13 protein-coding genes are annotated in these 12,738 nt (G+C 48.4%); all 13 read left to right on the forward strand.

The features are described 5' to 3' along the window. Positions 1–100: 100 nt before the first annotated feature. The 13 genes from BMW55_RS03345 to BMW55_RS03405 all read left to right on the forward strand — a co-directional run bounded on the left by BMW55_RS03345 (position 101) and on the right by BMW55_RS03405 (position 12,578). The gene (locus tag BMW55_RS03345; RefSeq protein WP_089965353.1) at positions 101–1,066 is read left to right on the forward strand and encodes a metal ABC transporter substrate-binding protein; all 966 of its coding nucleotides are present in this window, start codon (positions 101–103) and stop codon (positions 1,064–1,066) included. Then, on the forward strand, positions 1,063–1,824 hold the full coding sequence (locus BMW55_RS03350; RefSeq protein WP_089965355.1) for a metal ABC transporter ATP-binding protein: 762 nt from the start codon (positions 1,063–1,065) through the stop codon (positions 1,822–1,824). The genes BMW55_RS03345 and BMW55_RS03350 overlap by 4 nt, the downstream gene beginning before the upstream one ends. A gap of 55 nt (positions 1,825–1,879) precedes the next feature. After that, positions 1,880–2,731 (forward strand): metal ABC transporter permease, encoded by an 852-nt coding sequence (locus tag BMW55_RS03355; protein WP_089965356.1) that lies wholly within the window; start codon positions 1,880–1,882, stop codon positions 2,729–2,731. A 50-nt stretch (positions 2,732–2,781) separates the two neighbouring features. Further along, complete coding sequence (locus BMW55_RS03360) at positions 2,782–3,219, forward strand: Fur family transcriptional regulator (RefSeq protein ID WP_089965469.1); 438 nt, start codon at positions 2,782–2,784, stop codon at positions 3,217–3,219. 274 nt (positions 3,220–3,493) lie between these two features. Continuing rightward, positions 3,494–4,720 carry an ATP-binding protein gene (locus BMW55_RS03365; RefSeq protein ID WP_170839723.1) on the forward strand — a complete coding sequence of 409 codons (1,227 nt, stop codon included), beginning with the start codon at positions 3,494–3,496 and terminating at the stop codon, positions 4,718–4,720. A 4-nt stretch (positions 4,721–4,724) separates the two neighbouring features. After that, positions 4,725–5,633: a DNA-binding domain-containing protein gene (locus tag BMW55_RS03370; RefSeq protein ID WP_089965359.1), complete on the forward strand. Its 909-nt coding sequence runs from the start codon at positions 4,725–4,727 to the stop codon at positions 5,631–5,633. A gap of 381 nt (positions 5,634–6,014) precedes the next feature. Beyond that, positions 6,015–7,280, forward strand: a complete 1,266-nt coding sequence (locus tag BMW55_RS03375; RefSeq protein ID WP_089965361.1) for a cation:dicarboxylate symporter family transporter — start codon at positions 6,015–6,017, stop codon at positions 7,278–7,280. Positions 7,281–7,747: 467 nt separating this feature from the next. Next, a complete protein-coding gene (gene tadA / locus BMW55_RS03380) occupies positions 7,748–8,227 on the forward strand; it encodes a tRNA adenosine(34) deaminase TadA (protein ID WP_425283810.1) in 480 nt (159 codons plus the stop codon). Between the two features lie 389 nt (positions 8,228–8,616). Further along, positions 8,617–8,925 carry a DUF4870 domain-containing protein gene (locus BMW55_RS03385; protein ID WP_089965365.1) on the forward strand — a complete coding sequence of 103 codons (309 nt, stop codon included), beginning with the start codon at positions 8,617–8,619 and terminating at the stop codon, positions 8,923–8,925. Positions 8,926–9,156: 231 nt separating this feature from the next. Beyond that, positions 9,157–10,089, forward strand: coding sequence for a DUF4097 family beta strand repeat-containing protein (locus BMW55_RS03390; RefSeq protein ID WP_139179425.1), 933 nt, complete (start codon positions 9,157–9,159; stop codon positions 10,087–10,089). 34 nt (positions 10,090–10,123) lie between these two features. After that, the gene (liaF, locus tag BMW55_RS03395; RefSeq protein ID WP_089965368.1) at positions 10,124–10,888 is read left to right on the forward strand and encodes a cell wall-active antibiotics response protein LiaF; all 765 of its coding nucleotides are present in this window, start codon (positions 10,124–10,126) and stop codon (positions 10,886–10,888) included. Next, positions 10,885–11,949, forward strand: coding sequence for a sensor histidine kinase (locus tag BMW55_RS03400; RefSeq protein ID WP_089965370.1), 1,065 nt, complete (start codon positions 10,885–10,887; stop codon positions 11,947–11,949). The genes liaF and BMW55_RS03400 overlap by 4 nt, the downstream gene beginning before the upstream one ends. Beyond that, a complete protein-coding gene (locus BMW55_RS03405) occupies positions 11,946–12,578 on the forward strand; it encodes a response regulator transcription factor (RefSeq protein WP_089965371.1) in 633 nt (210 codons plus the stop codon). The genes BMW55_RS03400 and BMW55_RS03405 overlap by 4 nt, the downstream gene beginning before the upstream one ends. The last annotated feature ends 160 nt before the right edge of the window (positions 12,579–12,738 follow it).

The following is a 12,738-nucleotide window of genomic DNA, read 5'->3' on the forward strand; positions in this document are numbered from 1 at the left end:
AAAACGTAATATTTCCGATTTACAAAAAGAATTTCCTCGGATATAATGGTTCAAGATGATAGGGTAAGCGGAATGTTTTATTTTTGGAGGTATATGGGAGATGAAAAAGACGCTGTTGGTTTTGGCCGTTGCAGCCTTGACTTTTTCTGTACTGTTCACGGGTTGCAGCCCTGCTGTGACCGGGCCGAAAACGGAAGATGGAAAACTTGAGGTGATTGCCAGCCTTTATCCGCTGGAAGACTTCGCCAAAAAAATCGGCGGGGATCACGTGCGGGTTACCAACCTGGTCCCGCCGGGAACAGAACCGCATGATTTTGAATTATCGCCAAGGGATATGGCCACGCTGAGTGAGGCGGACGTCTTTATCTATAACGGTTCGGGGTTTGAAGCGTGGGCGGAGAAGGCGGTTGAATCTTTGGATCCCCAAAAAACGGTCATCGTAAACAGCACGGAGAACTTGGAGCTTTTGCCGGCGAGCGAACATGAAGAAGAACATGGATCGTCGGGAGAACATGGGCATGAGCACGGCAATGAGGCGGTTGATCCCCATGTCTGGCTGGATCCCACCCATGCCAAGCAGCAAGCGCTTCGCATTCGTGATGCCCTGATCAAAAAAGACCCGAAGCATAAAGCCGAATATGAGAAAAATTATGCTGCTTTGGCGTCACAGCTGGATCAATTGGACCGCGAATTCATGGAAATGGTCAAAAAGGCTCCGAAGAAGGAATTTGTCGTCTCCCATGCCGCCTTCGGTTATTTGGCCAATCGCTACGGATTGAAGCAAATCGCCATTTCGGGTATCACCCCCTCGGACGAGCCCAGTCCCAAAGAGTTGCAGAAAATGATCGAAACGGTCCGACACCATCAAGTCCATGTGATTTTGTTTGAAACGCTGGTAAATCCCAATGTAGCCAAAGTGGTAAAAGATGAAGTCAACGCCGAAGCGCTGACGCTGAATCCGCTGGAAGGTTTGACAAAGGAGGAGGTCGCCCGGGGAGCCGATTATTTCTCGATCATGAGGCAAAATAAAGAGAATTTGGCCAAAGCTCTGGGCGTAGCAGGGTGAGCGAGAAAATCATTGAGATCAAGAATGTCCATTTTGCCTACGAACATCAAAAAGTGCTGGACGGTGTGGACCTGACGCTGCTCAAAGGGGAATTTCTCGGGATCATCGGTCCCAACGGCTCCGGGAAATCGACGCTTGTGAAGTTGATGTTGGGACTCCTCAAACCCCTGAAGGGGGAGATCACCTTATTTGGCGAGCCCGTCCGCCAATTCAAAACCCGTTCGCGCGTCGGCTATGTCTCGCAGAAATCGAACAGCTTTAACCGGGGATTCCCGGCGACCGTTCGAGAAGTTGTGGCCTCGGGCCTCTATGGAAGGCTGGGGCTGTTCCGACGCATGAAAAAAGCGGATTGGGAACGGGTCGATCAGGCGATTGAACAAGTGGGTTTATCCCCTTTTGCCGGCCGCAATATCGGGAAACTGTCAGGAGGCCAGCAGCAGCGGGCCTTTATTGCCAGGGCACTGGTAAGCGATCCCGATTTGCTGATCCTTGATGAGCCGACAGTGGGAATTGATGTGAAGTCCGTGGAGGAGTTCTACCAATTGCTGGCTGATCTTCATCGCAACAAGGGCTTGTCTTTGGTTCTCGTCACTCATGATATCGGGGTTGTGACCACTTGCGTGGACCGGGTGGCTTGTCTGAATAAACGGCTGTTCTTTCACGGAGATTCCCAAGATTTCAGAGAGCATCAGCATGAGATCTTATCAGCGGCCTACGGGCATGAAATTCGGGTGATTGAACATCATCACCATGTATGAACGGGAGAGTAAGGAAGAAGGAGGGAAGCGCCCGGGATGAGGCGCTCTTTTGCCTATGTTGGAGATTCTGTTTCGCTATGAATGGATGCAAAATGCCCTTTATGCCGGTGTGATTGTGGGACTGATCTCTCCCCTTGTCGGTGTTTATCTGGTAGTCAGACGGCTGTCTCTCATCGCGGAAGCCTTGTCCCATGTCACTTTGTCAGGGGTTGCGGCAGGCCTGCTCTTGCAAAAAGAACTTCCGTTGTTTCAGGCGGTGAACCCGCTTTATACAGGCATGGCATTTGCCGTGATCGGTTCCATGTTTGTAGAGAGAATCCGGCGGTTGTACCGGTCGTATCAGGAGTTGGCCATTCCGATTATCCTCTCGGGCGGAATCGGACTGGGCGTCGTTCTCATCAGCGCAGGCGACGGTTTTAATGTGGATATCGCCGGCTATCTGTTCGGGAGTATCCTGACTGTCGGAAAAGAAGAGTTGACGGCGATTCTGATGATCGGGGCGCTGGTTCTTCTCTTTTTCTTTTCTTTTTACAAAGAGATGTTTGCTCTCTCTTTTGATGAAGAAAACGCCGTGATCACCGGGATCCCCCGTCGCGTGGTCAACTTTTTGTTTATTCTCATTGTGGCCTTGGTCATCTCTGCCGCGATCCGGGTTGTGGGGATTTTGCTCGTTTCCGCTTTGATGACGATTCCGGTGGCGGCGAGCTTGCAATTTACGGCCAGCTTTCGCCAAACCATCGTGTGGTCGGTGCTGTTTTCAGAGCTCGCTGTCCTCAGCGGCCTGTTTGCCGCTTACTATCTGAACTGGGCATCCGGAGGAACCATTGTCCTGGTTTCCATTGCAATCTTGCTCTTGGTACTTTTGATCAAACGCATTCATTTCCTGTTCAGAAATCGCCAGGAATGAGGTAGAATACAGGTAAAATGAGCTTTTCTTATGTTCTGGGAGCGAGTTATATGGACTTGAAACAAGCACTCGATTTACTCAAAAAAAACGGATATAAATATACAGGCAAACGCGAGCGGATGGTGCATATATTTTCCGAACAGGGTCGTTACCTGACGGCCAAAGAAGTTCTGGACTACATGCAGAAAGATTATCCGGGCCTCAGTTTTGACACGGTTTACCGCAATCTGGCCCTGTTTGAAGATCTGGGGATTATCGAAGGAACGGAATGGGACGGGGAAAGGCGGTACCGTTTTAACTGCGGGGGAAATTCCCATCATCACCATTTGATCTGCACGGAATGCGGACGCACCCGGACCATTCATGTCTGCCCCATGAACGCGATCTTAGGGAAACCGGATAATTTTGAAATTACCGGACATAAATTTGAGATCTACGGACGGTGCTCTGAGTGTATGGAGTCATCCTCCGTTTCCCCCTCCCACTGACGGGAGGGTTTTTTATTTTATCATTAAATAAGATTGCTATTTTCATGGCAGGAATGTAAAGAGAATATCTATAATTAATTACTGGGATCGAATGGGAACGCGGATGAGGCGAGCGGCTCTGCCATGACAAATTCAGCGGACTTCCATTCGGGGGAATGCAGGATTCGGTTCGTTCCATGGCTGAGGAGCGGGTTTCGCAAAATTATTGACTATTTGGTCATTTTAATCGGAAGGATATCGTTTTGTGAAGAAAGATCTGGCTGTTCTGGGCTTGATGCTTATTGCTGTCACGTTAGCGGGTGAATTGAATATCCATCCTTTTAATGATTCGTTTCGCATCAGTTTCAGCATTCCTATTTTTTTCTTCTTTTTACTATGGATTCGAAATATCTCCCCGATTGTTTCAGGGTTGCTGGTCGGAATTTCTGTGGTTCTGTTCCGTATGTCCTTGGATGTATGGCACTCGGGGCTGCCAGACGAGTCGTTTCGGCATCATTTTCCTGCTTTCCTGTATTATTTCACGTACTCCTGCCTGTTTTATGCAACCAGAATCAATCAATATCATCATCGGCCGCTCATGGTCGGACTTTTGGGAGTTTTGATCGAAATCACGACAGGAATTGTGGAATTATCCGTAAGGTATGCCAGTCTGCTCAAAGTGATCACAGGGCCCACATTGGGAAAGATTATAGTCATTGCCATTATCCGCACTTTTTTTGTGCTCGGCTTTTTCAACATTATTAAGCTTCGGCAAGAAGAAATTGTGGAACAGGAACAACAAAAGCTCATGTTTATTTCCAACTTGTACGAAGAGACGATCCATTTGAAAAAATCATTGCAAAATGCGGAAGATATCACCAGAGACTGCTATGACTTATACCGGGATTTAAAAACCAAACATTCAGCCGATCCGGATGAATTCGCACAAAGAGCTTTGAAAATTGCCGGACAGGTACATGAAATCAAAAAAGATAACCAGCGAATCTATGCCGGCATCTCAAAAATGATTGCGGGCGAAATCACGACGGATGTTATGAAGATCGAAGAATTGGGTGAGGTGATAGTAAAAACGAATCAAAAGTATGCCCGATTACTGGGGAAAGAGATTCAATTTGTCCTTCAGATCGAAGGCGCCCATCCCCTTTACCATGTTTTTACAATCTTAACCCTCATCAATAACCTGGTTGCCAATGCGGTGGAGTCCATTGAAAAAACGGGCATCATCGGTATTTCCATTGAGGAAAAAGGGGATTCAGTCATCTTCCAGGTGTCGGATAACGGGCCGGGTGTGCCGCAAAAGATGCAGGAACTTATTTTCAAACCCGGTTTCACCACGAAATATGACCTGTTGGGCAAACCGTCTACCGGGATTGGCCTGTCTTATGTAAAGGAAGTTGTCCGCAGTCTGGAAGGTGAGGTTAGCGTGCAAAGCCCGGCCGGACAAAACCAAACCGTTTTTACCATCCGATTGCCGCTCGACCGTTTAATCCGGAAAGGGTGAGGCTATGCGTTTTTTTATTGTTGATGATGATGAAGCGGTACGCTCCATGCTTGCGCAAATCATTGAGGACCAAGATCTGGGGGAAGTGGCCGGAGAAGCAGCAGATGGTTCCCATGTCGACACGCAGCTGCTTCGCATGAAGAAAGTGGATATTCTGTTGATTGATTTGATGATGCCGGTTCGCGACGGAATCGAGACCATTCGCCAATTAAATGATTTTGCGGGGAAAATCATCATGATTTCACAGATCGAATCCAAAGAGATGATTGGTGAAGCTTACTCCCTCGGAGTGGAGTATTATATTACGAAGCCGATCAATCGGCTTGAAGTGTGCGGGGTTATTCAAAAAGTGCGCGAACGGATGCGCTTGGAAAGATCCATTCGCGATATAAGAAAATCATTAAATGCCCTGCTCACCGATCCACCGAAGGAAGAAAATCCCTATACCGAGAATAGTATCCTGACTTCGGCTAAATACCTTTTATCTGAGTTGGGGATTATCAGTGAAAGCGGCAGTAAAGATTTATTGGAAATTGTGCAATTTCTGTTTCACTATGAGAAAGAGAAACCAGTCGAGCACGAGTTTCCGCCCCTCAAAGAGATCTATATGAATCTCGCGATGAAGAAATTGGGGAAATCAGCGGATCCAGCCGAATTAAATAAAGAGGTCAAGGCTTCCGAACAGCGGGTACGCCGGGCGATTTTTCAATCGTTAAGCCATATCGCATCCATCGGACTGACCGATTATTCCAATCCCACATTTGAAAACGCATCCAAGTTTTTTGATTTTAGGGAAATACGAAAAAGGATGCTTGAACTTGAGAATGAAACGAAATCCGTCCAGTCCGGGATACGTCTGAATCCCAAGAAGTTTATTCAAGTTCTGTACCTGGAGGCCAAGCATTTGATGTAGATCATCCGCCTGATGATCTTTGAGCATCAGGAGCAAATGATGAACAAGCGACGAACACTCCTTTTCAATGCATGGAGAAGGAGTGTTTTTTATTTCGGAAAAACCGTCCGGGCGACACGATCCAGGGAGATGACTCGAAAAGGGAAGCGGGGCGACTGAAACAACCATTTGAAACACCGCAGAAGGTGTCCCTGCCACCCGGCTTGGATGGATTTTCACAGACCGGGTCCAGCTGTGTGGGTATATTTTATCCACCTGAACCGGGAATCGGGATGTATGTTTCCATAGTTTTTTATAGTTCATCCGCTAAACTAAACTTACCTTTTCTTGTCCATTTCGCGACTGAAAGCGCTTTATTACGACCATTGAAGGGGGATTCGGATGAAAAAGTTTGGTTTGGCGATGCAGATTCTGATCGGATTGATCTCAGGCATTCTGGTTGGGGCCATATTTTTTCGAAATCCTGCTGTCGAAACGTATTTACAACCGATAGGCGACATCTTTATCCGACTAATTAAAATGATCGTCATCCCGATTGTAATCGCTACCCTCGTTGTAGGAGTCGCGGGAGTAGGAGATATCAAAAAGTTAGGCAAACTGGGCGGGAAAACGATCTTGTATTTTGAGATCATCACCACCGTGGCCATCGTTGTCGGACTGCTCATCGCCAATATTGTCCAGCCGGGTGTCGGAGTCAATATGCAGGAGCTATCGAAAGGGGACATTCAAAAATACGTAGATACGACAAAGGAACAGACGAGCCATAGCTTTATCGATACGTTTGTCAATATCGTCCCGGACAATATTTTCGAGTCAACCGCAAATGGAGACATGCTGGCCATCATCTTTTTCTCTGTCATGTTTGGTCTGGGCGTGGCTGCCATCGGAGAGAAAGGAAAACCGGTGATCAACTTCTTCCAGGGTGTCTCTGAAGCGATGTTCTGGGTCACCAACCAAATTATGAAATTTGCTCCATTCGGGGTGTTTGCCCTGATCGGTGTGACCATTTCCAAATTCGGGATCGGTTCCTTAATCCCGCTCGGCAAATTGGTGCTATCTGTCTACGGAGCCATGCTGTTTTTTGTGTTTGTCGTTTTGGGTCTGGTTGCGAAAATCGCGGGTTCAAATATCTTTTCCATCATGAAGATCTTAAAGGATGAGCTTATCCTGGCTTATTCCACAGCAAGCTCTGAAACCGTCCTGCCAAAGATCATGGAGAAGATGGAAAAGTACGGCTGTCCCAAAGCTGTCACTTCCTTTGTGATTCCGACCGGCTACTCCTTTAATTTGGATGGATCTACGTTGTACCAGGCGATTGCTGCTTTGTTTATCGCCCAGATGTACGGGATTGACATGCCGATCAGCAGCCAGATTACGCTGCTGCTCGTATTGATGGTGACATCCAAAGGGATCGCAGGGGTTCCGGGGGTATCCTTCGTCGTTTTGTTGGCGACGCTTGGGTCAGTGGGAATTCCGCTGGAAGGACTGGCATTTATCGCCGGAATCGACCGCATTCTCGACATGGCAAGAACAGCTGTCAACGTGATTGGAAATTCGCTTGCAGCCGTTATCATGTCCAAATGGGAAGGTCAGTACGATGCCAAACAAGGCCAAAAATACTTGGAGACGATCAGAGAAGCCGCGTAGAAAATGGAGTAAAACCCCAACAACCGATTCCTGTAGGAAATATAGGAGTGAGGAGAAACGTCTCTTCACTCTATTTCATTCCCTTTATTTCTATTATTTTAAATAGTTAGAAATGTATATTTACGTAGTTTTCTATAGGTTCCCCTATACAATAGACTTACCTGACTCAGCTTGAAATCCGGAGTTGAAGGCGGTGAAACCGTGATTTAGGAGGGATTGAAAATGAAAAAGCCCATTCAGCTTATCATGAGTTTTGGTGCAGGGATCATGGTGGGCGTTGGTTTATCGGTACGATTATCTTCATGGCTCCTAAATTTCATATTTGAGACCGCTGTCAAGAGTGAGCTCTTTTCGAGATTCTTCTCTTCTTTGTCCTGATCGGTGTCTGAACGAAATGACGGGCCGGAATGGCCCTTTCTTTTTGTCAGCTTCCCGTTTGGGTATAATGGGCGCAAGAGGTGAAAAACGTGAATCATGAGTTTTTCATGGAGGCGGCATTGGAAGAGGCGAAAAAGGCTGAGTCCATCGGTGAAGTTCCCATTGGCGCAGTGGTTGTCTTGGACGGAGAGATCATCGGCCGGGGACACAACTTGAGGGAAACCCATCAGGATCCGACGGCACATGCCGAGATGATTGCCATCCGGGAAGCGGCAGAGAGAATCGGAAGCTGGCGTTTAACCGATTGCATCCTCTACGTGACGCTGGAACCCTGTCCCATGTGTGCCGGTGCAATCGTTCAGTCCCGGATCAAAGAGGTGGTGTATGGCACGGAAGATCCCAAGGCCGGCTGCGCGGGAACCTTGATGAATCTTCTGGATGATCCGCGTTTCAATCATCAAACCCCCATTGTGACCGGAATCCTGAAAGAGGAATGCAGCCGCATCCTGACTGATTTTTTTCGCGCGTTAAGAGAAAAGAAGAAATTGCTCAAGTCAAAAAATAGTTAAGCTTTGGTTGTAGAAGGAATAGATGTCGGGCAATGAAAGTGGTTGAGAGGTGAAAGCTGCTTCAAGGGGATAGATTCACCGTCTATGGATCAGCAGGTTTTTCTGGTTGTGTCAAACATGCCATGGACCGTTCTTTGTCAATCCGGATCAGGAAGAACCAGCCGTGATCAACACAGTCACCCTTTCATCCCTGTGATGTGCCGAAACTGAAAAGCTTTTCTACGACCTGAGTCGGATCTCAAGATGCAACCCGGGGTCGATTTGGAAACGGGATCTGTTTTATATACTAAAAACAACAACGGCACGAATGGAGGGAACAAAAAGAAAACCGGGAAACTTTGCCGTCTCCCGGTTGCTGGACCGAAGATGGATGAGGGGAGTGAATGTGAGTGGCGAATAAAGGAATAAAAATATTGATTCATGCCAGTACGTGGTTTGCTCCGGTGTTAGTGCCGGTGATTGCATATCTGGTTCTCTCGGACCGGGAGGTTAAGAATCTCTCGCTGCAAGCGCTGGTATTTCATCTGATCATGGGGATTCTAATCTCTGTTTCCGCCTTTTTCTCCTGGATCTTGATAGGGATTCCCTTCCTCATTATTTTCGGTTTGATTGCCTTGATTGCGCCGATTATGGGGATCATCTATGCGCTTAGGGATCGCCCATTCCGCTACCCGATTATCGGTTCCTGGTTCTCCTGATTGCCGATTCACAAACCAATGGATTCCGGGGATGGAGGCGCCATCCATCTATACCTGGCGGAAGCGAAGTGGAGAGAATTTCATAGAGAAGCGGGTCAATAAGGGGTTTTTTAATAACCTATCATACTCAGGAAGCAGTGAAGTGCCGACAACGATTTATCAAATGCCAACCGTTCAAGAAAAAAAGAGCGCCCGACGGGTGCTCTTTTTTATAAAATTAGGTAGGAGGAGGTGGAGTCGCGTTTCTCCCCAAGATGCTTTTGGCTGGAGGCTATTTGCGGCGAATGGATGAAAAAACTGTTCGGCTTCCTTTTGATGATTTGCGGACTGTGCATTTTTACCGGTTCAGTTGCAAACAGCTCTGTTGGCGGCTGGTTCTCCGACCGGGAACGATACGTTAAAGAATTCCCGGGGGATGGCATCGAATCCATCGAGATCAATGCAACCGCGGATATCCACATCATTCCTCATCAACAGAAGAATATAAAAACCGTTGTAGATGGAAAAGGTGCTGCCGACATGGATGTAACGATCCGGCGACAAGGGGAGGAGCTTTATATATCCGCCGATCCGAAGTGGTATCACTGGCTGTTCAGAAATAAGCCGGAATTGAAAGTCTATGTTCCTGAAAGTTATAAACAACACATGAATATCCACTCGATTGCCGGCGATGTTCGCTTTTACGGAGCGTCCCCCGGTCAACGGATGAAATTGCGCGAGTTTGAGGTGGATATCACGGCAGGGAATGTTGACTTGCAAAACTTGCAGGTGGATGACCTCCAATATTCCAACCTGGCCGGAGACTTAAGAATCCAGAGGGTAACTGCAAAAGCAGCCGATATTTATTCCGGTTCGGGCGATGTAAAGCTGGATCACTTTACCGGTTCCTTCCGCGCCAGTCTGCCTTTGGGAAAATTGACCGGGCAAATCGATTCCTTAACAGGCGAGATCCGGGCAAAGATGACCTCAGGGGAGATGGCGCTTGATTTGCCTCCGGATGCGGACTTCACCTTAAGGGCACGAGTCACCAGCGGGGAGATCGAATGCGGACTTCCTTGTCAAAAGGTGAATAAGGAATGGGAAACTACGGCCACGGCGACGAACGGAAAGGGAAAACACGCCGTGACCCTTGACAGCGTAAGCGGTCATATTCGTGTTTATTGACACCGGCGGCTTTTTACGGAAGGGAGGCGGAATATTGCGCTTGTTACAGAACCGATTCACGGGATGGATGATCCTGATTGTCGGGATCATCATTCTTCTAAGCATGACGGACAATCACTTCACCAGCTCTTTGGTCTTATTCCTGATCGGGATTTTATTGCTGAGAAAACATTATCGCAAGGCTGGTTATTCTTTTCTCACTGTCTCCGTCCTCCTGTTGCTGGATCAGATCTTGCGGTTTGATTGGGTCTGGACTCTGGTTTCCTTGCTCTTGATTTACTGGGGATATCGGATGTTCAGAGGAGATTCCAAACGGCCGGTACAGAACAAAAAACCGGGAGAAAGAGAAGCCTGCTCAAAACTTCGCGGAGATCAGCAGCCGAATACGGGGATTCCGCTGACGGAAGAAAGGAATATACAATTCCAGACGCCTCTGGTAAAGAGTTCTGCGGTCGGCCGTGTCTACTTGATCGATCGCCGGTTTGAACTTACTGACCTGAATATGTCTTACGGCATCTGCGATGTCAAAATCAACTTGTCCAAAGCGATCATTCCCGAAGGAGAAAGCACGATTGTCATCAGCGGGCTGATCGGGAATGTTGACATATATATTCCGGATGATCTGGATGTCTCGATCGCTGCCACGGTGATGGCCGGTTATCTGGATGTGCCGGGAGCCAAACAAGGGGGAGTCAACCGCCAGGCTCAACTGGCTACAACAGGATACGAACAAGCAAGGAGAAGAGTGAAAATCTCTGTTTCCATGCTGTTCGGGGATATTGGTGTGAGGCATTTATGAACGGGACGAAGTTTTCGGGCATTCATTGGCAGACGGTCCGCTTTACGGTATGGATGTGTTCGGGTCTGTCTCTTGTTTTGCTGACAGTCATCCTGCTCTCTTACCGGTTGGGTTTGCAGACCTTATTGGATGCCCGGATTTACGGGATACCGCTACTCATCCTGATACCGGTGCTGGTCGTCACCGGCGGGACGCTTTCCGGCTTTATTTTTGGCTATTCCATCAAAAGAAGAATAGAAATGCTGGCCTCGTCGGTCATGCGGTTTGAGCGGGGGCATTTTTCCTTCCGCGTGCCGGAGAGCGGTGATGATGAAATCAGCCTGGTGGCGAATCATTTAAACCGGATGGCAGAACGGATCGAACAGCAGGTTGCCTCATTGCAAAAGCTGTCCACCGAGAAAGCGGAGTGGCAAGAGAATATGAAGCGGGCGGTCATTTCCGAAGAGAGGCAGCGCCTAGCACGGGAGCTCCATGATGCGGTCAGCCAGCAACTGTTTGCCATCTCCATGATGTCATCAGCCGTCAAAGAAACCCTGACGTCCGAAGTTGCCCGGATTCACGATCAGATTGCCATGATCGAGAAGATGGCCGGAATCGCCCAGAATGAGATGCGTGCATTGCTGTTGCATCTCCGCCCCGTCACCCTGGATGGGAAGAGGCTCAAAGAAGGTATCGAAGAGCTGCTGGAAGAGTTTAAGGCAAAACAATGGGCGGATATTCATTGGGAAGTGGATGACCTTCCGGATCTGGCTAAGGGAATTGAAGATCATCTGTTTCGCATCGTGCAAGAAGGGTTGTCCAATGTCTTCCGCCACTCGCAGGCAACGTCGGTCACAGTTCGCCTGGTTGCCCGGAACCGGCAAATTTCCCTTAAAATCATAGATAACGGAGTCGGATTTGATCTGAACAAACCTAAGGCGTCCTCTTACGGTTTGCAATCGATCCAGGAGCGTGCCAGTGCGATCGGTGGGATTGCGGAAGTGGTTTCCTTTCCCGGAAAAGGGACACAGGTGGAGGTAAAAGTGCCGATCGTAGATGGCGGGAAGGGGAGAGAAACATGATTCGCGTACTGATTGTGGACGATCATGAAATGGTGAGAATGGGGCTTTCGGCTTATCTGGAAGCGCAACCGGATATCCAGGTTGTAGGGGAGGCTTCAAACGGCCGGGAAGCTGTCCGCCTGGCACAAGAAACAAAGCCTGACGTGATTTTGATGGACCTGGTCATGGAACCCATGGACGGCGTGGAAGCGACCAAAGAAATCTGCCGCGTGTTGGAGAACCCGAAAATCATCGTGCTGACCAGTTTTATCGATGATGACAAAGTATATCCGGTGATGGAGGCGGGCGCTTTAAGCTACCTGTTAAAAACATCAAAAGCGAGCGAGATTGCCCGTGCCATCCGTGCCGCCATGAAAGGGGAGTCCGTCCTGGAGGCCAAAGTCACCGGTAAAATGCTTTCCCAAATGCGCCGCAACAAGGACGCGAAACCCCATGAATCCTTAACTCCCCGCGAAATGGAAATTTTGCGTCTCATCGCGGAAGGAAAGACCAATCAAGAGATCGCCGACACGCTGTTTATCACAGTCAAAACGGTCAAAACCCACATCACCAATATTCTCTCCAAGCTGGAAGTGGATGATCGAACCCAGGCAGCCATTTACGCCCACAGAAATAAGCTGGTGGAGTGAGGGGAAGCATTAGCTCCCCCTTCACATGCCCTCCTCATTTCTAAGGGAACATCTTCAAGAGTCTGGTTAAGAGTGATAACCGACCAGACTAAGTGCGAACACAAAAAAAGCATCTGTTCACGCATGCGACACAGGAGTTTTCCTGAATGCTCCAGTTTAG

The sequence above is a fragment of the Lihuaxuella thermophila genome, from assembly GCF_900110165.1.
Taxonomy (GTDB): domain Bacteria; phylum Bacillota; class Bacilli; order Thermoactinomycetales; family Thermoactinomycetaceae; genus Lihuaxuella; species Lihuaxuella thermophila.